Origin of the sequence: Comamonas testosteroni ATCC 11996, assembly GCF_000241525.1 — a bacterium.
Classification (GTDB): Bacteria; Pseudomonadota; Gammaproteobacteria; order Burkholderiales; family Burkholderiaceae_C; genus Comamonas; species Comamonas testosteroni.
This window is the reverse complement of the sequence record NZ_AHIL01000025.1, coordinates 1-19,215: the sequence shown is the minus strand read 5'-3', so window position 1 is coordinate 19,215 and position 19,215 is coordinate 1. Positions and strand designations below refer to the sequence as shown.

The 19,215-nt window shown below is 62.9% G+C and carries 15 protein-coding genes; 13 read left to right on the top strand and 2 right to left on the bottom strand.

From position 1 onward, the window contains the following. The first annotated feature begins 35 nt into the window (after positions 1 to 35). The 5 genes from CTATCC11996_RS08830 (at position 36) to CTATCC11996_RS08810 (ending at position 6,327) form a co-directional block, all read left to right on the top strand. Positions 36 to 440 (top strand): hypothetical protein, encoded by a 405-nt coding sequence (locus tag CTATCC11996_RS08830; protein ID WP_003075247.1) that lies wholly within the window; start codon positions 36 to 38, stop codon positions 438 to 440. Positions 441 to 609: 169 nt separating this feature from the next. Further along, positions 610 to 1,938 (top strand): tRNA (N6-isopentenyl adenosine(37)-C2)-methylthiotransferase MiaB, encoded by a 1,329-nt coding sequence (miaB, locus tag CTATCC11996_RS08825; RefSeq protein WP_003075245.1) that lies wholly within the window; start codon positions 610 to 612, stop codon positions 1,936 to 1,938. A 188-nt stretch (positions 1,939 to 2,126) separates the two neighbouring features. Continuing rightward, a complete protein-coding gene (locus CTATCC11996_RS08820) occupies positions 2,127 to 4,439 on the top strand; it encodes a hypothetical protein (RefSeq protein WP_003075243.1) in 2,313 nt (770 codons plus the stop codon). Next, a complete protein-coding gene (locus CTATCC11996_RS08815; RefSeq protein WP_003075241.1) occupies positions 4,421 to 5,623 on the top strand; it encodes a hypothetical protein in 1,203 nt (400 codons plus the stop codon). The genes CTATCC11996_RS08820 and CTATCC11996_RS08815 overlap by 19 nt, the downstream gene beginning before the upstream one ends. Continuing rightward, entirely contained in the window at positions 5,620 to 6,327 is a 708-nt protein-coding gene (locus tag CTATCC11996_RS08810) for a DUF1266 domain-containing protein (RefSeq protein WP_003075239.1), read from the top strand. The genes CTATCC11996_RS08815 and CTATCC11996_RS08810 overlap by 4 nt, the downstream gene beginning before the upstream one ends. A 67-nt stretch (positions 6,328 to 6,394) precedes the next feature. Here the strand turns inward: CTATCC11996_RS08810 and CTATCC11996_RS08805 are convergent, their stop codons facing one another. After that, entirely contained in the window at positions 6,395 to 6,973 is a 579-nt protein-coding gene (locus CTATCC11996_RS08805) for a C40 family peptidase (RefSeq protein WP_034348519.1), read from the bottom strand. 323 nt (positions 6,974 to 7,296) lie between these two features. Beyond that, positions 7,297 to 8,688: a signal recognition particle protein gene (gene ffh, locus CTATCC11996_RS08800; RefSeq protein ID WP_003075236.1), complete on the bottom strand. Its 1,392-nt coding sequence runs from the start codon at positions 8,686 to 8,688 to the stop codon at positions 7,297 to 7,299. 392 nt (positions 8,689 to 9,080) lie between these two features. Between ffh and CTATCC11996_RS08795 the strand changes: the two genes are divergently transcribed. The 8 genes from CTATCC11996_RS08795 to CTATCC11996_RS08760 form a co-directional block, all read left to right on the top strand. After that, positions 9,081 to 9,887, top strand: coding sequence for a cytochrome C assembly family protein (locus CTATCC11996_RS08795; protein WP_003075234.1), 807 nt, complete (start codon positions 9,081 to 9,083; stop codon positions 9,885 to 9,887). After that, positions 9,884 to 10,129 carry a PP0621 family protein gene (locus tag CTATCC11996_RS08790; protein ID WP_003075232.1) on the top strand — a complete coding sequence of 82 codons (246 nt, stop codon included), beginning with the start codon at positions 9,884 to 9,886 and terminating at the stop codon, positions 10,127 to 10,129. Before CTATCC11996_RS08795 ends, CTATCC11996_RS08790 begins: the two co-directional genes overlap by 4 nt. A 4-nt stretch (positions 10,130 to 10,133) precedes the next feature. Continuing rightward, the gene (locus CTATCC11996_RS08785) at positions 10,134 to 11,939 is read left to right on the top strand and encodes a sensor histidine kinase (protein ID WP_003075230.1); all 1,806 of its coding nucleotides are present in this window, start codon (positions 10,134 to 10,136) and stop codon (positions 11,937 to 11,939) included. 47 nt (positions 11,940 to 11,986) lie between these two features. Continuing rightward, the gene (locus tag CTATCC11996_RS08780) at positions 11,987 to 13,453 is read left to right on the top strand and encodes a sigma-54-dependent transcriptional regulator (protein WP_003075228.1); all 1,467 of its coding nucleotides are present in this window, start codon (positions 11,987 to 11,989) and stop codon (positions 13,451 to 13,453) included. Beyond that, entirely contained in the window at positions 13,446 to 14,084 is a 639-nt protein-coding gene (ampD, locus tag CTATCC11996_RS08775) for a 1,6-anhydro-N-acetylmuramyl-L-alanine amidase AmpD (RefSeq protein WP_003075226.1), read from the top strand. Before CTATCC11996_RS08780 ends, ampD begins: the two co-directional genes overlap by 8 nt. A gap of 505 nt (positions 14,085 to 14,589) precedes the next feature. After that, the gene (locus CTATCC11996_RS08770) at positions 14,590 to 17,499 is read left to right on the top strand and encodes a ribonucleoside-diphosphate reductase subunit alpha (protein ID WP_003075224.1); all 2,910 of its coding nucleotides are present in this window, start codon (positions 14,590 to 14,592) and stop codon (positions 17,497 to 17,499) included. Positions 17,500 to 17,723: 224 nt separating this feature from the next. After that, positions 17,724 to 18,815 carry a ribonucleotide-diphosphate reductase subunit beta gene (locus CTATCC11996_RS08765; protein WP_003075222.1) on the top strand — a complete coding sequence of 364 codons (1,092 nt, stop codon included), beginning with the start codon at positions 17,724 to 17,726 and terminating at the stop codon, positions 18,813 to 18,815. Between the two features lie 179 nt (positions 18,816 to 18,994). Next, on the top strand, positions 18,995 to 19,215 hold a 221-nt coding region (locus CTATCC11996_RS08760), incomplete at its 3' end, for a hypothetical protein (RefSeq protein ID WP_193763597.1).

Below are 19,215 nucleotides of genomic sequence, written 5' to 3'. Positions count from 1 at the left end.
CTGACCGCCCCACGATCAGCCCCTGGATATACACCATGAACCGCTGCACCACCGACCTCATCAGCCGCCGCTTCGTGGCCTGCGCCCTGCTGGCTGCTGCCGCCAGCGCCGGTCTGCCGGCCCTGGCCCAGGGCCTGCCCTCGGACGACACGCGCAACTTTCCGCCCACGGCGCAGTTCGGCGAACTGACGGTCACCAACTTCCCCGAAGTGGCCATCAACGGCACAGCCATTCGCACCACGCCCGGCTTTCGCCTGTTCAGCCGCGAGCGCAGCATTGTTTTTGCCAGCAACTATGCAGGCCAGAAGATGCTGGTGGGCTATGTGATCGAGCCGCAGACCCAGGGCCTGCACACGGCCTGGATTCTGACCCCTGCCGAAATCGAGAAATACAAGCCGATCCAGCCGCGCACCCTGCTGCAGCGCGTTTTCGGCAGCTGAGTCCGGCCCGCGCCGACCGCTATTGATTAAAGAGCTGCTTGCGCTTTTTCCGCAAGCTTTTCGAACTGTTTTCATATTCAAATCAAGTGATGGCAAGCGCTAGCCGCTATCACTCTGTGCTCGCAGACTCTGCAAGCCCGCACCCGACAACACCTGACAAGAGCGCCCCATGAGCAAGAAAGTCTTTATCAAAACCTTTGGCTGCCAGATGAACGAGTACGACTCGGACAAGATGGCCGATGTGCTGGGCGCGGCCCAGGGTTACGAGCCCACGCAGAACGTGGACGAGGCCGATCTGATTCTGTTCAACACCTGCTCGGTGCGCGAGAAGGCCCAGGAAAAAGTATTCAGCGATCTGGGCCGCATCCGCCACCTCAAGGAAAAGGGCGTGCTGATCGGCGTGGGCGGCTGCGTGGCCAGCCAGGAGGGTGCCGAGATCATCAAGCGCGCGCCGTTTGTCGATGTGGTCTTCGGCCCCCAGACCCTGCACCGCCTGCCCGAGCTGCTCAATCAGCGTGCGGCCAAGGCCAAGCCCCAGGTCGATATCTCCTTTCCCGAAATCGAGAAGTTCGACCACCTGCCGCCGGCACGCGTGGAAGGCGCTTCGGCCTTTGTCTCCATCATGGAGGGCTGCTCCAAATATTGCAGCTACTGCGTCGTGCCCTATACGCGCGGCGAGGAAGTCAGCCGCCCGTTCGAGGACGTGCTGGTGGAAGTCGCGGGCCTGGCCGAGCAGGGCGTCAAGGAAATCACGCTGCTGGGCCAGAACGTCAACGCCTACCTGGGCAAGATGGGCGACAGCAGCGAGATGGCCGACTTCGCGCTGCTGCTGGAATATGTGGCCGAGATTCCCGGCATCGAGCGCATCCGCTACACCACCAGCCATCCCAACGAGTTCACGCCACGCCTGATCGAGGCCTACGCCAAGATTCCGCAGCTGGTCAGCCACCTGCACCTGCCCGTGCAGCATGGCAGCGACAAGATCCTCATGGCCATGAAGCGCGGCTACACGGCCATGGAATACAAGAGCACCATCCGCAAGCTGCGCGCCATCCGTCCCGATCTGGCCATGAGCAGCGACTTCATCGTGGGCTTCCCCGGCGAGACCGAGGAAGACTTCCAGAAGATGATGAAGCTCATCCACGACGTGCGCTTCGACAACTCGTTCAGCTTCATCTTCAGCCCCCGCCCCGGCACGCCTGCTGCCAATCTGCACGACGACACGCCGCACGAAGTCAAGCTGCGCCGCCTGCAGGAGCTGCAAGCCGTGATCAACACCAACATCAAGGAGATCAGCGAAGAGCGTGTCGGCACGGTGCAACGCCTGCTGGTCGAAGGCGTGAGCAAGCGCGACGGCAGCGAGCTGATGGGCCGCACCTATTGCAACCGCGTGGTCAACTTCCCCGGCAACGAGCGCTTGATCGGACAGATGGTGGATGTGAAGATTACCGAAGCCAAGGCTTACACCTTGCGCGGCGAAGTCCTGCTCAAGGATTGACAGCCCGACAGTCCCTGGCCTCATCCACAAGAAGCCTGCCTGCAATGCCAAGGCAGGCTTTTTTCATGACTGGTTATAAATTCTGTAACAAATGGTGATGCCTTGCCGGATGGCACACGCCTCTTCAATCCGCCGCTAGGATGGTGGCCTATTGGGGCCAAGCTGCCTCGGATTGAACTCTGGACACCATGAACCAAACTGCCGCACTGCAGGGCGATTCCATCTACGCCTTGCTGGACCAAGCCCATGAGCTACTGAACGACTACAACGACGACAAGCCCGGCAGCATCAGCCGTCAGGACCGCATCGCCGCTGCGGTGGAATTGATGGGGCAGCAGAACTTTGCCCCGGCCACCGTGCAGGAGCTCGAGCGCGTTCACGACTTCTGGCTCTACCTCGATCAGCCCGAAGCGGCCAACAAGCTGCTGCAGCAGCATCGCGGCGCAGCCCTGGCCGCGGCCGACGAACTGAGCCCCGCAGAAGCCGCGCTGCGCCTGAGCCTGAGCGACATCCAGAGCCGCATGGGCTTTGACCAGCCCTCCGCGCAAGCCCTGCTGGGTGCGGCGGCACAGGCCATTGCCCGGCTGCCCGAGGATGTGGACAGCGACAACTACTGGCATGGCTGGCATTGGATGGCTTCGCAGCTGCAGGCCTGGGAAGCTGCGGCCACGGGCCTTGAGCTGCAACGCGCCCAGGAGCGTCGCAACCCCGATCTGGCCGAAGATGCGGCCTACCTCGATGCCATTGTCTGTGTTCGCAAGGCGGAAATGGCCCAGAAAAGCGGCCACGCCAGCGAGGCCGTCAGCCTGGTGCAGAACGCCATCAATCTCCTGCGCGATGCCGCACCCGACCAGCAGGTGGACTTTGACCGCTGGATGACGCTGGCCGATCATGTGCTGCCGCTGGCACCGCAAAGCCTGCCCGCCTTGCTCATGGCCTGCGAGCAGCAACTGGCCGCCCTGGAAAATCCCCCGCCCTCGCAAGCCGTCAAGGCGCATCGCCAGGTCAAGATCGTGCGGCTGCAGGCCCAGGCCTGCGCTCAGGCCGGTCAGCTGGAGGCGGCGCTGCAGCTGGCCCCTCAGGGACACTTCGGACTGACGGATGATTCGGGCGATCCCTTCACCGCCTCCTGGCTGGGCTGGCTGGAGCAGACCGGGCGCCTGAAGCAAGCCGCCGATCTGGCGCTTCAGAGCGTGCTCCACGCTCGTCCCGTCTCGGCCGTGGCCGCCTTCGAGATGGCCAAGAAGCAGTTCAGCAACGACCCGGAAAACGCCATCACCTGGGCCCTGGTTCTGGCCATTGGCCAGACTGACGAGGACATGCGCCAGCTGCTCGCGCAAGAAGAGAGGCCGCTGCACCCGGCTGATTTCTATCTGAACATGGTGCGCGCAGCCCAGCCGGCGCATCCGGTGCTGGCCTTGCTCGACGGCCTGCGCCTGGCACGCAAGCGCCAGATGGAGCAGGCTCTGCCGCTGCTGGAAATCGGCGTGGGCCAGCACCCCGAGATGGCCGACAGCGACAAGCTGCCCACGCTCTGGGCTGCCCGCTTTGCCGCGCTGCCGCTGGAAGAAGCGCTGGCTCGGCCCTTCCCCCAGGGCCATGGCGCGCACTGGTGCTACGCCGCCGGCGTGGTCCTTGACGATGCAGACGATCTGGCACCGCTGATGGGTGGCAAGAAGAAAGTGCCTGCGCAGGAGGTTCGCGAGCCTCTGGTCGTGCGCTACTACGAGGAAGGTCTCGCCCGCTTCGAGCATTTCTGGGCGACTGGCCAGGGCCGCTTCAAGGATGGCGACCTGCATGTGTACTCCATGCTGTGCAACAACCTGGCCATCAAGTACCGCTTCATGGACCGCTACGACGAGGCCGCCGAGCTGCACCACAAGGGACTGGGCAGCAGCCCGTTTGCCGAGCATCACAACGGCCTGCTGTGGTGCGCCGTGGGCAAGGACGACGATGCGCAGACCGTGGTCGAGGCCGAGCGCCTGTGGCATTTCGCCCAGGAGCATGGCTACAGCCGCCATGAGCCCACGCGCTACTTCTCCACCGTCGCCCTGTCGCTCTACAAGCTCAACCGCGATGACGAGATCAGCATCTGGATGGAGCGTCTGGACCAGTGGTTCCACGACCTGGATGAGGACGAGCAGCGCGACGTGCGCCGCAACTACCTGGCGTCCCTGATGTCCATGCTGGACTTTTTCTCCAGCACGCGCCCCGAGCTGGTGCTGCCGCGCCTGCGCACGCATCAGCAAGAAGTCATTGCGCTGCAGGACTGCTATCCGCTGCGCCGCCTGGCCTGTGCGCTGGAGGCCTACCCCGAGCTGCTGGAGGAATCCGTGGCACTGCACAAGCAGGCCAACAGCTATCTGGACAAGGACGACGACGAGGACGAGCGGCGCATGTCGCAGTCCGGCATAGAGCGCGCCGAGCGCAAGCTGGCCGAGCGCGACGCCCAGACCGGCACTGCGGCTTCGGGTCGCAAACCATGGTGGAAATTCTGGTGAATCAGGTCGTCGAAAAGGCCGCTGCCGCCAGTGCCTACAAGGCGCGCGATGTCGTCAACGCCCCAGCCATCAAGCAGCGCATCAAGGAGCGCAGCGCAGAGCGCGGTGACGCGGCCGATGTCGCGTCCTGGCTGGGCAACCATTTCTACCGCCATGTGGTGGGCAATCTGCAGGCCGACGAGCCTGCCGTGCTGCGCATTGCCGACGCCCGGCAGTTGCAGGAGCTGGCCGGCCGCCAGGAGCCGCCGGCCTGGGCGCTGGAGCGGCTGGCGCGCAAGCAGGCCGGCTTCGAGCTGCCCGACCTCTGGTGGGTGCAGCCCGACAGCGCCGCCCTGCTGGCGCTGGAGACGCGGCTGGTGGAATTTCTCTCCACCCGCAAGGGCACCTCTCTCGAAGGCAAGCTTCAGCGCGTGAACTGCCCACAGGCGCTGGCGCGCTGGACGCTGGAGCATCTGGCTTTCGAGAAAAAGCAGAACAGCGGCCGGGTTGAGCACAGCCAAAGCGCCGTGCACGGGCTGCTGCGTGGCCAGCACGGTACCTTTGTGGAGTTTGACGGCACAAGTGCGCAGATGCGCCAGGAAATGGCCTATGAAAGCCAGATGATGGGCCACTGCGTGGGCCAGTTTGCCAACCGCAAGTCCTTCAGCGGCGGCTATGGAGAACATTACGCCGAGGGTCTCGAATCGGGGCGCATGCGGCTGTTCAGCTACCGCACGGGCACTGCCCAGCCCCGCATCACCGTCAATGCCTATGTTCAAAAGGACGGCAAGCTTCAGATCGAGCAGATCAAGGGCAAGCAGAACCGGCCGCCGATTGCTCGCTATATGCCCGATGTGGTGACCCTGCTCAACCATCTGCCGCTCAACGACGAGGTACCCGAAGACGCTCTGTCCATGGGCATTGTGCGCCGCCCGCCGGAGCTGCTGAAGGCCCATCCGGGGCTGGCGCCCTGGTGCTCGGTGCAGGAGCTGCAGACCGACGACGAGCAACTGTGGCTGATGCAGCAGCACCCCGGCCTGCTGCCCCGGCTCAATCTACAGTCACCACTGATGCAGTGGATGGTGGCGGCACGCAAGGATTCGCTGGACAGCGAAGTCATCGAACGCATGCCCAAATCCGCGGCACTGAAGCAGACCTTGGTGATGGCCAGAAAGCGCCCCGGTCGCACAGGAGTGCGCACATGAGCGGATGGACGATCTTTGTGCTCATCGTGGCCCTGATCTACTGGGTGCTACGCGGCGGCTTCAAGCGCCTCAAGGAGGCCAAGCAACGCGGCGACATCATCAGCTACCAGGCGGGCAGTCAGGAGCGCAACTGGGCCCTGGCCCTGGCCCACCCGATGGCCTACCACGCCATGCAAGGCGGCTTTGCCAGCGATCTGCATGGCGCTGACGATGCGCTGGCCAGGCAGCTGCGCCCCATGATCCTGCACCACCTTGGCCTGCGCACCGACCTCAGCGACGAGCAGGTGCGCCTGCAGCTGCCCGATGCACTGCGCCAGCGCTGGTTCATGCTGGATCTGCAGCGCCTGCAGCGCAGCGACGACGTGCGCGCCGCGATGGCGTTTGCCTGCGCGCGCGTGACCTTTTTCGTGCGCAGCGCCAGGCTGCTGGAATGGACGGACGAAGCCCTGCATTGGGATATCCTCGAGCTCAACGCCCAGCGCGCCCAGCAATGCTTCGACAGCTGGCTTGCTTTCGGCCAGGCCTATGCCCAGGGCCGCGCGCAATGGCTGGCACAAGGCCGCAGCGATGTGCTGGGCAAGGCCTTCACGTCCGAAGAAGTGGCCCAATGGGTGACGCAGGAGCAGCACCCCTGGCATGCGATGAGCTGGAATCTGCAGCTGACCGGCAATGAGGCAAAGCCCGCCTCCGCGCCTGCCGCATAAGTGCGGGACACCCGCAAAAACCGAGGGACTGCCAGGCAGTCCCTTTTTTCATCCGCAGCGCAGGCGTTCAGGCAAAGATACTTCGGGCTTCCGTGAATCGCTTGGCGAAGTACACATTGTCCATGCGTACCCGCTGCACCGTTCCGCCGCTAGACGGCGCATGCACGAACTGTCCGTTGCCCACAAAAATTCCCATATGGGAATAGCGCCCGCCCAGAGTGTTGAAGAACACGAAGTCGCCGCGCATCAGATCGCGCCCGTCCACCGGATTGCTGGCCTGCGCCCATTGCGATGTGGTGCGGGGCAGACGGGTTTCCGTGATGCCGCCCACGGCCCACTGAATCAGACCGCTGCAGTCAAAACCGCCTTCAGGCGAGTTGCCGCCATAGGTGTAAGGCGTGTTGACCACCAGCATCGTGCGTGCCAGCAGCGACTCGCGCAGCTCTGCATCCAGACTCAGGGCATTGGCCGGGCGCGCGGAGGAGCCACCTTGCGCAGCAGGCCGGGGCCTGTCTTTGGTGGTGGAGCACCCTGCCAGCACCGCAAGCAGCGAGCCCGCCAGCATCAGCGCGCTGCGGCGCTCCAGACATTGAGGCAGAGGTTGTCGCTGACCCGCCTCCACGAAAGTCCTGTCTTGTAGCTTCATGGAAAGGCATGTTCTCAGAAAGCCGCCGCCACATCCAGTATTTGCCTTGGATTGGCGCGCTTCTTTACAAAAAAGTGAGCTGCTATCACTTGCCATTCCTTAGATTCAGATGCATTTCTCATCCAAACCCATAAACAACAAGCGCAAGCAGCTCACTTTTTATAGATCGCTGATCTCAAACCAAGCACACCCCAACTCAGGGACAGCGAGCAAGCGCCTATGCCGGCCGCGCCGCCGCGCAGCGAGGCTGTCGTCCTCCTCCCATAGCGCGCAGCGCGTACAGAGAGGGGGAAGCCGCGCAGCGGCTCAGGGGGGATCAAATATCAGAACGGCAGCTTGGGCATGCCACCGCCGCCCATCATGCCCTTCATGGCCTTCATGCCGCCCATCTTCTTCATCATCTTCATCAGGCCGCCGCCCTTGAACTTCTTCATCATGGTCTGCATCTGCTCGAACTCCTTGAGCAGGCGGTTGACTTCCTGCACCTGCACGCCGGCGCCGTCGGCAATACGCTTCTTGCGCGTGGCCTTGATCAGGGCGGGGTTCTTGCGCTCCTTGAAGGTCATGGAGCAGATGATGCCTTCCTTGCGCTTGATCTCGCGCTCGGCCTTGTCCATATCGACCTGACCGGCCTTGCCGGCCAGCTCGGCGGGCAGCTTGTCCATCAGGGTCGAGAGACCGCCCATCTGCTTCATCTGCTGCAGCTGCGCCAGAAAGTCGTTGAGGTCGAAGCCGTCGCCGCTCTTGAGCTTCTCGGCCATCTTCTGCGCGGCTTCCATGTCCACGCCCTTGGTGACCTGCTCGACCAGGGCCACGATGTCGCCCATGCCCAGCACGCGCTGAGCGTGGCGGTCGGCATCGAAGACTTCCAGGCCGTCGATCTTTTCCGAGACACCGGCAAACTTGATCGGCGCGCCCGTGATCTGGCGCACCGACAGCGCCGCACCGCCGCGCGAATCGCCGTCGAGCTTGGTCAACACGATACCGGTCAGCGGCAGCGCTTCCTTGAAGGCCTTGGCGGTATTGACCGCATCCTGGCCCTGCATGGCATCGACCACGAACAGGGTTTCGACGGGCTTGAGCGTGGCGTGCAAATCCTTGATTTCAGCCATCAGCAGCTCGTCGATGGCCAGACGGCCGGCCGTATCCACCAGCAGCACATCGAAGAAATGCCTTTTGGCGTAATCAATCGCGGCCACGGCGATATCGTGGGGCTTCTGGTCAGGCGTGGAAGGGAACCACTCGGCGCCAGCCTGGGCCGTCACGGTCTTGAGCTGCTCGATGGCCGCGGGGCGATACACGTCACCCGAGACCGTGAGCACCTTTTTCTTGCGCTTTTCGATCAGATGCTTGGCCAGCTTGGCCGTGGTGGTGGTCTTGCCGGCGCCTTGCAGGCCAGCCATCAGGATGACGGCGGGAGGCTGGGCATTGAGGTTGATGTCGGCCACGCCTTCGCCCATGGTCGCCGCCAACTCCTTGTTGACGATGGACACCAGCACCTGGCCGGGCTGCAGCGAGCTGATGACTTCCTGGCCCAGCGCCTTTTCCTTGACGCGGGCAATGAAGTCGCGCACCACGGGCAAGGCCACGTCGGCTTCCAGCAAGGCCATGCGCACTTCGCGCAGCATGTCCTGCACATTGGACTCGGTGATGCGGGCCTGGCCGCGCATCTCTTTGACAAGGCGCGAGAGTTTATCGGTGAGTGCGGAGGCCATAAGCAAAAAGCATTCGAAAGTTATGGATGGACGGAAGTCGTGCGCGAGCGGGCAGCACGACTCTCCGGGCAGCTTGCGGACCCAGCTCAGGCGAGGCGAAGCTGCATGAACAGGCATTTTACCCGCTGCCCTCGATTGACGATGCCCCGCAGGCTTGTCCGTGATCTGCCTCAGGCGTGCAACGTCGCTGCGCTCTGCTCCGCAGCTCCCTCGGAAAAGAGACCAGGCCGGAGAAAATCCTTGAAGACCGGGCTCAAAAGCCGACGATCTGCTCTGCAAACGCTCAAACCCGCGCTCATGACCGGGTTCAGGCAGCGCTTTATGCGCAAAATTGACGGACGGCAGCGGCCTGCAGAAGATGAGTGAGGGCCAGCGGCACTATCATAGAAAGCATGCTCTCCCAACCGCTCACTGCAGCTGGCCCCATTGGCTGGATCCTGGCCATGGCAGCAGCCATTGCCTACGCCATTCCTGCACTTGCCACCCAGCACCTGCAAGAAGCCGGTGCCCGTCGCTGCCTGCGCCTGGCCTGGGCACTGCATGCCCTGCTGCTGGGCTGGGGTTTGCTTGGCGAGCTGCCGCACTTCGGCTTTGCCCCCGCACTGTCGATCACGGCCTGGCTGGTGCTGACCGTCTATGTGGTGGAGCAGCAGCTGTACCCGCAGTTGCGCTCGCGCTGGCCGCTGTCCATCCTGGGAAGCGTGGCCGTGCTTCTGGCCGTGGTGTTCCCCGGCACACCGCTGCATGTCAACGCCTCGCCCTGGCTGCCGCTGCATCTGGCTCTGGGTATTGCTTCGTACGGTCTGTTTGCCGCAGCCGTCGTTCATGGCGCACTGATGAGCCATGCCGAGCGGCAGATGCGCCAGGGCGGCGACCATGACAGCGGGCTGCCGCTGCTGACGCTGGAGCGGCTGACCTTCCGTTTTGTCGGAGCGGGCTTTGTGCTGCTGACCGCCACACTGGCTGCAGGCTGGCTGTTTGGCGAGCAGCTCTATGGCAAGGCATGGGTGTGGAATCACAAATCCATTTTCTCCCTGCTGTCCTGGCTGGCGTTTGCCGTGCTGCTGTTCGGCCGCAAGCGATTCGGCTGGCGCGGCCAAAGCGCCGTGCGAGTTCTTTATATCGGCGCCATCTTTTTGCTGCTGGCCTATGTCGGCTCGCGCTTTGTGATTGAAGTCCTGCTGGAGCGCGCAGCATGAAGTATTTGCTGGTCCTGCTGGTCGTGGTGGTGGCTGTCGGAATCTGGCGCAGCAAACGCCGCGCTGAAGTGGCCGAGCAGACCAGGCCTGCCAGCCCCCCCAAGCGCCTACAGTCCATGGTAGCCTGCGCTCACTGCGGCCTTCACCTGCCGCAGGCTGATGCCGTGAGCGACGCCTCGGGCAAGGTCTTCTGCAGCGCTGAGCACCGCCGCCTGGCCCAGCAAGACACTGAGCGCCACTGACCGCATGGTGAACTCCGCCTCGCCCTGGCAGCACACCGCCATCCCGCTGGATGCGGCCATCAGCCGGCGCGCAGACGCCAGCCTCAACGCCCCATTCGTACGCCTGTGGCAGGCCTTTCTCAGCGGCCGCGTGCTTCTGGCGCTGGCCCTGGTCCTGCTGCAGACGCTGAATCTGCAGCTGCAGAACATCAGCTCCCCCCTGGCCTGGCTGATCTGCTTCACCTATCTGACGCTGACCGTCGTGCTGCGCCTGGCTGCCGGGCGTCATTTGCCAGCACCTCGCGCAGCCCTGCAATGGCTGCCCGTGATCGGCGTCGACATTGCGGCGATCTTTTTGCTGCAGATCTTTCAGGTCGGCTCGCTCAACTACACCGCGCTGCTGGCCATTCCCGTCCTGATCTCCTCGGCGCTGGGCGGGCTGATGCTGGCCTTTGGCACCACGGCCTGTATCACGCTGCTGACGCTGGCCTACACCTTCTGGCAATACCATGGCGGGCTCAACGACGGCGCCCAGTCTTACTACCAGGCGGCTTTTTCCTGCGCCGGCTACTTCTGCGTGGCCTATCTCACGCACGAGCTGGCCAAGCGCGTCCGGCGCGAGCGTTCCCAGGCCCTGTTCAACCGCTTGCGCACCCAGACCCAGGAGCAGGTCAACAGTCTGGTGATCAACCACTTCTCAGACGGCGTGCTGGTGGTCGACTCGAGCTTGCAGGTTCTGCAGGCCAACCCGGCCGCCTTGCAGCTGCTTGGCCTGCCCATAGATCACCCTCAGCCTTTTTCCCTGCAGGCCCATAGCTGGTGGGAGCCGCTGGCGCATTCCACACAAGCCAGCTTTGCCCATGCCCGCCCGCTGTCCGCCACGATTCACCTGCAGGCCCATGAGCGACGCGGTGCCACCGGCATGCATGTGCGCACACGCATCACCGAAGTTTCGGCGCCCTATCTGGACGAGGGTCCGCAGGCGCAAGCCAGCCACTCGCTTTGCGTCATGTTTCTTCACGACCTGCGCGAGATGGAAGCGCAGCTGCGCACCGAAAAGCTGGCCTCCATGGGCCGCATGTCGGCTGCCGTGGCTCATGAAATACGCAACCCTCTGGCTGCCATCACCCAGGCCAATGCGCTGCTGGCCGAAGACCTGGCGAGCCAGCCCGGCCCACAGCAGCTATGCCGCATCGTGGGGCAGAACGCCGACCGACTGGCCCGCATCGCCGAAGAAATCCTCAACCTGGCACGCGTGCAGCAGGGCGCAGAAACCCATCAGGGCCAGTCGCTGCCGCTGGACACCCTGCTGGCACAGATCAGCCATGAATGGCGCATACAGGCCGCTCCGCCGCGCCAGCTTCTGCTGCGGCTCAATGCAACGGCCCGCCATATCCTGTTCGATGAAGAGCATCTGCGCCGCGTGCTGATCAACTTGCTGGACAATGCCCAGCGCCACCGCAGCCATGCCGGCGATGAAGCGGGCCTGCAGCTGATCAGCGGCCACGGGCCCTTGAACGGCCAGATCCAGGGTCTCGCACCGCAGGACGACACCTGCTGGTTCATGGTCTGGAGTGATGGAGCACCGCTGGAGTCCAGCGTCGAGCGCCATCTGTTCGAGCCGTTCTTCTCCTCTCAAAGCCGCTCCAGCGGCCTCGGACTCTATATCTGTCGCGAGCTGTGCCAGCGCTACGATGCCTCCATCAGCTATCAACGCCTGGCTCGCAACACACCGCAAGGCGATGTGAACGGCAACGCCTTTATCGTGACTCTGCGCAGCGGCCCTTCATCCCTCGCAAGCCACTCTCTGTTTGACTCGATCATGGTGTAAGCCCAGTGACATCATCGCCTCACTCATCCGCAGCGGCCAGCATTCTCGTGGTCGACGATGAACCGGATCTGCGCACGCTCTACGAGCTGACCCTGCTGCGGGAAGGCTACCGCGTGGAAACTGCGGGCTCGGTCCAGGAAGGCATGACTCAATTGCAAGGCCGCAATTTCGATGTCCTGATTACCGATATGCGCCTGCCCGACGGGATCGGCATGGAGCTGCTGCTGCACCTGCGCGACCAGTCACGCAGCGAGCGCTGCATCGTCATGACGGCCTACGGCTCTGCCGAAAACGCCGTCGAGGCCCTGCGCGCGGGCGCGTTCGACTATCTGACCAAGCCCGTGGACCTGCGCCAGTTCCGCCAGGTCGTGGCCTCGGCCGTGCAAGGCATTGGCGCAGTGCCCAAGCCCGGCAACCCGCCAACCAGCGACAGCTCGGTCGCCGCCGGCACAGGGGCGGGAGCGCAAGCTGGCGCCCTGGAGGCTCTGGTTGGCAAGTCTCAGGCCATGCAACTGGTCAAACAGCGCATTGCCAAGGTCGCCAAAGGCATGGCTCCCGTGCTGATCCACGGTGAATCCGGCACGGGCAAGGAACTGGTGGCACGCGCCCTGCACGGCTGCAGCCAGCGGGCCGATGGTCCCATGGTCGCAGTCAACTGCGGCGCCATCCCGGAAAGCCTTCTCGAAGCCGAGTTCTTCGGCGCCCGCAAGGGCTCCTACACCGGTGCCACGCAGGACAGGCCCGGCTACTTCCAGGCCGCACAGGGCGGCACCTTGTTTCTCGATGAAATTGGCGACCTGCCCCTGGCCATGCAGGCCAAGCTGCTGCGCGCCATTCAGGAGCGCAAGATTCGCCCGCTGGGCAGCACCCAGGAAGAAGCCGTCGATGTGCGCATCGTCAGTGCCACCCACCGCGATCTGGGAGCCGAAGTGCAGGCAGGCAATTTCCGCCAGGACCTGTTCTACCGTCTCAATGTCATCGAAATCGAGCTGCCCGCGCTGCGCGAGCGCCGTGAAGACCTGGGCCAGCTATGCCAGGCTTTGCTGCAAAAGCTGGCCCGCGAGTCCGGACTGGCTACGCCGGAGCTGGACGAGATCAGCCTCAGCCAGATAGCCCGGCTCCCGCTGCCTGGCAATGTGCGCGAGCTGGAGAACGTGCTGCACCGCGCCATTGCACTGGGCGAGGAAGGCCCGCTGCGTCTGCCCGAATCCAGCATGCCGACGGAGGACGCAGGTGCGGCGGCAGCGGCTTGCTCGGGCGCTTGGGCATCAAGCGCACCGCCGCCGCAAGCTAGGCACGCAGGCAGTCCGGCCACGCTGCCGGAGGATCTGCAAGGCTGGCTTGATGAGCAGGAGCGCAGCATTTTAGTCAGAGCCCTGCAGGACAACGGATTCAACCGCACTGCCACGGCGGCCAGACTGGGCATCAGCCTGCGCCAGATTCGCTACCGCATCGACCGTCTGGGCATAGACCTGCCGGCCGAAGGCAGCAAACACCAGAGCGACAATGTCTGATCCCGCACCTCATTTTTCATCCTTGCCGCTGCCACAGCAGCCTTGGCAGGCCGGCTGGTTTGGTGCGGCGCGTCACCTGAGATCTCCCAATTTCGGCCCTCGCCCCGGCGACGCGCAGATCGACCTCGTCGTCATCCACTCCATCAGCCTGCCCCCGGGCCAGTACGGCACAGGCGCGGTCCAGCAGCTGTTCACCAACCAGCTGGACTGGGACGCTCACCCCTATTACCAGGGCATTCGCGGCCTCGAAGTCTCGTCACATTTCTTTATCACGCGTCAAGGCGAGATCTGGCAGTTCGTCAGCTGCGACGACCGCGCCTGGCATGCCGGCGTGAGCCAGTGGCGCGGGCGCGAGCGCTGCAACGACGACTCCATCGGCATCGAACTCGAAGGCCTGGAAGGCCTGAGCTTTGAAGCTGCGCAGTACCAGGCCCTGCAGCAGCTTTGCATAGCCATCGCGGCGCACTATCCGGTGCACTACATCGCCGGGCACGAGCACATCGCGCCCGGGCGCAAGCAGGACCCCGGCCCGGGCTTTGACTGGCAGCGGCTGCAGCAGCAGCTGGGCAGCACAGACGGCACGCGCAGCTGGGAATTCCCCCCCAGCCCTGCAGCCTCAGGCGCCGCCTGAAATCTTCATAGCACCTACCGCCTTCCAGCACTCGATTTCATACATATTTAAAGCTGAAATCATTTACTGGCAGGCGCTATGCGCTCCTCATTTTGAGAATCCCAAGCATTCATCGTTGTGGGGCTTCGAGACGGCATGTCAATGGCGCGCGCGCAACAACTGTCGCCTGCATCAAACACGCAATTTTTTTACATATTTCCGGCCCGATCTGCCGCCGCGCGCAACCGCGCCACAGGCCTTTATTCATGCGGGATGAAGTCATTTTTGCGGCTGTCAAGCGGCGCTCGAAATGCCAGATTCAGTAGTTTCATCAAGTCTCTCGGATTTAAGCGCGATACACTACCGGTAGTGTTTTGAAGCGCCTTAGACCCCATATCTAGTGTTTACAAGTTGTGCACACCCTGTGCAAACCATGTGTAAACCGAGGCGCCGAATCGTGTTTTTGATGGCCTGCCAGCAGTGCAGGCCTTTGTCTGCCTATCCACATACTGACTCAGAGGAACTTATGCAAGAAGCGTTGAACTCACTGCCTTCTGCCGCACCTGCCGGTGCAGCCAATTCTTCCTCCCCCAATGACAGCTATCAGATCATCCGCCGCAGCGGCGATGTGGTGGCTTTCGCGCCCCAGAAGATTGCCGTGGCCCTGACCAAGGCTTTCCTGGCCGTGCGCGGCGCGCAAGGCGCGGCTTCCGCCAGCGTGCGCGACACCGTCAACGAACTCACCGACGGCGTGGTGCGCGCACTGGTGCGCTCGCGCCCCGATGGCGGCACCTTCCATATCGAAGATGTGCAGGACCAGGTCGAACTGGGCCTGATGCGCGCCGGTCACCAGGACGTGGCCCGCGCCTATGTGCTGTATCGCGAGCGCCGCAACCAGGAACGTGCCGAGCAGAAGAAGGTCGCCGAAGTGGCCGCCGCTGCCGCCGCCAAGCCCGTGCTGCATGTGACCGACAACGGCCAGCGCGTGCCGCTGGACCAGGAGCGCCTGGAGGCCCTGATCGTCGCTTCCTGCCGCAATCTGAATGCCGACATTCAGTCCGCACCCATCGTGGCCGAGACCCTGCGAAATCTGTACGACGGCGTGCCTCTGGCCGAGGTCTACAAGGCATCCATCCTGGCCGCCCGTACGCTGATCGAAAAAGACCCCGACTACACCTACGTCACCGCCCGCCTGCTGCTGCACACCATCGTGCGCGAAGTCATGGGCCGCGACGTGCAGCCCGCAGAAATGCAGGCCGCCTATGCCGACTACTTCCCCGGCTTTGTACAAAAGGGCGTGGACAACGAGCTGCTCAACCCCGAGCTGCTGAACTACGACCTGCCCCGTCTGGCCAAGGCCCTGAAGGCCGAGCGCGACGAGCAGTTCGACTACCTCGGTCTGCAGACCCTGTACGACCGCTACTTCCTGCACGTGCGCAAGACCCGCATCGAGCTGCCCCAGTCCTTCTTCATGCGCGTGGCCATGGGCCTGGCGCTGAACGAGCCCGACCGCAACGCCCGCGCCATCGAGTTCTACGAGCTGCTGTCGTCCTTCGACTTCATGTCGTCCACTCCCACGCTGTTCAACAGCGGCACGCTGCGCTCGCAGCTGTCGTCCTGCTACCTGACCACCGTGCCCGACGACCTGGACGGCATCTACGAATCCATCAAGGAAAACGCTCTGCTGTCCAAGTTTGCCGGCGGCCTGGGCAATGACTGGACCCGTGTGCGTGCCCTGGGCTCGCGCATCAAGGGCACCAACGGCGAATCGCAAGGCGTGGTCCCCTTCCTCAAGGTGGTCAACGACACGGCCGTCGCCGTGAACCAGGGCGGCAAGCGCAAGGGCGCGGTCTGCACCTATCTGGAATCCTGGCACCTGGACATCGAAGAGTTCCTGGAGCTGCGCAAGAACACCGGCGACGACCGCCGCCGCACCCACGACATGAACACGGCGAACTGGATTCCCGACCTGTTCATGAAGCGCGTGATGGAAGCAGGCCAGTGGACCCTGTTCTCGCCCGCCGACGCCCCCGATCTGCACGACCTGTACGGCGAAGCCTTCGAGAAGGCCTACACCGCCTATGAAGCCAAGACCGACAGCGGCGAGCTCAAGCTGTTCAAGCGCGTGCCTGCCGTGGATCTGTGGCGCAAGATGCTCTCGATGCTGTTCGAGACCGGCCATCCCTGGATCACCTTCAAGGACCCCTGCAACATCCGCTCGCCCCAGCAGCACGTGGGTGTGGTGCACTCGTCCAATCTGTGCACCGAGATCACGCTCAACACCAGCGACACCGAAACCGCAGTCTGCAACCTGGGCTCGGTGAACCTGGTCCAGCACATCAAGGACGGCAAGATCGACCACGACAAGCTGCGCAAGACCGTGAACACGGCCATGCGCATGCTGGACAACGTGATCGACATCAACTACTACGCCGTGCAAAAGGCCAAGGACTCCAATCTGCGCCACCGCCCCGTGGGCATGGGCCTGATGGGCTTCCAGGATGCGCTGTATGAAATGCGCACCGCCTACGCCAGCCAGGGCGCCGTCGAGTTCGCCGACGAAGCCATGGAAGCGATCTGCTACTACGCTTACTGGGCATCGACCGAGCTGTCCAAGGAACGCGGCACTTACTCCACCTTCAAGGGCTCGCTGTGGGATCAGGGCATCCTGCCTCCCGACACCCTGAAGCTGCTGGAAAAGGCCCGCGGCGGCTATGTGGAAGTGGACCGCTCCGCCAAGCTGGACTGGGATGCCCTGCGCGCCAAGATCGCCAAGGACGGCATGCGCAACTCCAACTGCGTGGCCATTGCGCCCACCGCCACCATCTCCAACATCGTGGGTGTGGATGCCTCGATCGAGCCTTCGTTCGGCAACCTGTCCGTGAAGTCCAATCTGTCGGGCGAATTCACCGTCATCAACCAGTACCTGGTGCGCGACCTCAAGCGTCTGGGCCTGTGGGACGACGTGATGGTCATGGACCTCAAGCATTTCGACGGCTCGCTGCGCGCCATCGATCGCGTGCCCCAAGAGATCAAGAACCTCTACGCCACCGCGTTCGAAGTCTCGCCCGAATGGCTGGTGGAAGCCGCCTCGCGCCGCCAGAAGTGGATCGACCAGGCCCAGAGCCTGAACATCTACATGGCCGGTGCATCGGGCAAGAAGCTGCACGACACCTACATGCTGGCCTGGCTGCGCGGTCTGAAGACCACCTACTATCTGCGCACCACCAGCGCGACCAATATCGAGAAGTCCACCGTGCAAAGCCGTGTGCTGAACGCAGTGTCCTCCGGCGCTCCTGCCGCTTCGGCGGCTCCTGCAGCCAAGCCTGCGGTCAGCGCACTGGAAGCCGCTGCCGCCGCTGCCCGTGCCCAGGCACCCGCCACGGACATCAAGTTCTGCGCGATTGACGATCCAGGCTGCGAGGCGTGCCAATAACTGGCAACACCCCCTGAGGCGCTTGGCCTAGGCGGCCGCCGCGCCTTCCCCCCTCTCTCGCTTTGCGGGAGGGGGACGACACCCTCGGTGCGCGGCGGCGCTTCCTCGGTGTCTCTCGCTTTAGAGTGCGCCAGTATTTGAGTGGTGCCACTCGATAAATAAATGATTGAAAAGCTGGATGTCGATTGCACTGCGCCCAGCTTTTTCCCTTAAAGGAATAACTCATGCTGAGCTTTGACGACGACACCTTTGCCCCTTCCGCCACCAGCGCAGAAGCCGGCGCGTCCACCAGCACCCACAAGCGCGTGAATGCCGCTGACAAGCGCATCATCAACGCCAAGACCGACGTGAACCAGCTGGTTCCCTTCAAGTACAAGTGGGCCTGGGAAAAGTATCTGGCCACCTGCGCCAACCACTGGATGCCGCAGGAAGTGAACATGACGCGCGACATCGCGCTGTGGAAGGACCCCAACGGTCTGACCGAAGACGAGCGTCGCATCGTCAAGCGCAATCTGGGCTTCTTTGTGACGGCCGATTCGCTGGCCGCCAACAACATCGTGCTGGGCACCTACCGCCACATCACGGCGCCCGAGTGCCGCCAGTTCCTGCTGCGTCAGGCCTTCGAGGAAGCCATCCACACTCACGCCTACCAGTACATCGTGGAATCGCTGGGCCTGGATGAATCGGAAATCTTCAACGCCTACAACGAAGTCCAATCCATCCGCGACAAGGACGAGTTCCTGATCCCCTTCATCGAAGCGATCATGGACCCCAACTTCAACACCGGCACGCCCGAGACCGACCAGACTCTGCTGAAGTCGCTGATCGTCTTTGCCTGCCTGATGGAGGGTCTGTTCTTCTACGTGGGCTTCACGCAGATCCTGGCCCTGGGCCGCCAGAACAAGATGACGGGCGCTGCCGAGCAGTACCAGTACATCCTGCGCGACGAGTCCATGCACTGCAACTTCGGCATCGATCTGATCAACCAGCTCAAGCTCGAGAATCCGCATCTGTGGACAGCCGAGTTCAAGCAGGAAATCACGGAGCTGTTCCAGAAGGCCGTGGAGCTTGAATATCGCTATGCCGAGGACACCATGCCACGCGGCGTGCTGGGCATGAATGCATCCATGTTCAAGGGCTATCTGCGCTACATCGCCAACCGTCGTGCCACGCAGATCGGTCTCGAAGAGCTATTCCCCGGTGAAGAAAATCCCTTCCCCTGGATGAGCGAAATGATCGATTTGAAGAAAGAACGTAACTTCTTTGAGACACGAGTGATCGAGTATCAGACCGGAGGCGCACTTTCTTGGGATTAATTGCTTCTAAGCAGGCACAATGCGAGTCATGACTTGCTTCACTTCATTGCTACAAAAAACTGAGATTTTTGGCGTGAAGCAAATTTGTGTTCCTAGCGATGCGTAACTCCACATCGCTTTGAATCGTCCGGCACTGCAAAGAGCCGGACGTCTTATGCAAATCAACGAAGGAGAAAATGATGGCAACTGCGAAGAAGACGGCCGCCAAGGCCACAACCGAGAAAAAGACACCTGCCAAGAAGGCGGCCGCGCCCAAGGCTGAAGCTGTGAAGAAGGCAGCTGCAACCAAGACCGCAGCCCCCAAGGCCGCTGCTCCTGCAAAGGCTGCACCCAAGAAGGCTGCAACCAAGACCGCAGCCCCCAAGGCTGCTGCTCCTGCAAAGGCTGCGCCCAAGAAGGC

What these genes read in the sequence shown, in the direction of transcription:
- CTATCC11996_RS08770 (WP_003075224.1), top strand. Translation starts at nt 14,590, where the DNA reads ATGCAAGAAGCGTTGAACTCACTGCCTTCTGCCGCACCTGCCGGTGCA.
- CTATCC11996_RS08820 (WP_003075243.1), top strand. Translation starts at nt 2,127, where the DNA reads ATGAACCAAACTGCCGCACTGCAGGGCGATTCCATCTACGCCTTGCTG.
- miaB (WP_003075245.1), top strand. Translation starts at nt 610, where the DNA reads ATGAGCAAGAAAGTCTTTATCAAAACCTTTGGCTGCCAGATGAACGAG.
- CTATCC11996_RS08815 (WP_003075241.1), top strand. Translation starts at nt 4,421, where the DNA reads ATGGTGGAAATTCTGGTGAATCAGGTCGTCGAAAAGGCCGCTGCCGCC.
- CTATCC11996_RS08810 (WP_003075239.1), top strand. Translation starts at nt 5,620, where the DNA reads ATGAGCGGATGGACGATCTTTGTGCTCATCGTGGCCCTGATCTACTGG.
- ampD (WP_003075226.1), top strand. Translation starts at nt 13,446, where the DNA reads ATGTCTGATCCCGCACCTCATTTTTCATCCTTGCCGCTGCCACAGCAG.
- CTATCC11996_RS08790 (WP_003075232.1), top strand. Translation starts at nt 9,884, where the DNA reads ATGAAGTATTTGCTGGTCCTGCTGGTCGTGGTGGTGGCTGTCGGAATC.
- CTATCC11996_RS08765 (WP_003075222.1), top strand. Translation starts at nt 17,724, where the DNA reads ATGCTGAGCTTTGACGACGACACCTTTGCCCCTTCCGCCACCAGCGCA.
- CTATCC11996_RS08830 (WP_003075247.1), top strand. Translation starts at nt 36, where the DNA reads ATGAACCGCTGCACCACCGACCTCATCAGCCGCCGCTTCGTGGCCTGC.
- CTATCC11996_RS08785 (WP_003075230.1), top strand. Translation starts at nt 10,134, where the DNA reads ATGGTGAACTCCGCCTCGCCCTGGCAGCACACCGCCATCCCGCTGGAT.
- CTATCC11996_RS08795 (WP_003075234.1), top strand. Translation starts at nt 9,081, where the DNA reads ATGCTCTCCCAACCGCTCACTGCAGCTGGCCCCATTGGCTGGATCCTG.
- CTATCC11996_RS08805 (WP_034348519.1), bottom strand. Translation starts at nt 6,973, where the DNA reads ATGAAGCTACAAGACAGGACTTTCGTGGAGGCGGGTCAGCGACAACCT.
- ffh (WP_003075236.1), bottom strand. Translation starts at nt 8,688, where the DNA reads ATGGCCTCCGCACTCACCGATAAACTCTCGCGCCTTGTCAAAGAGATG.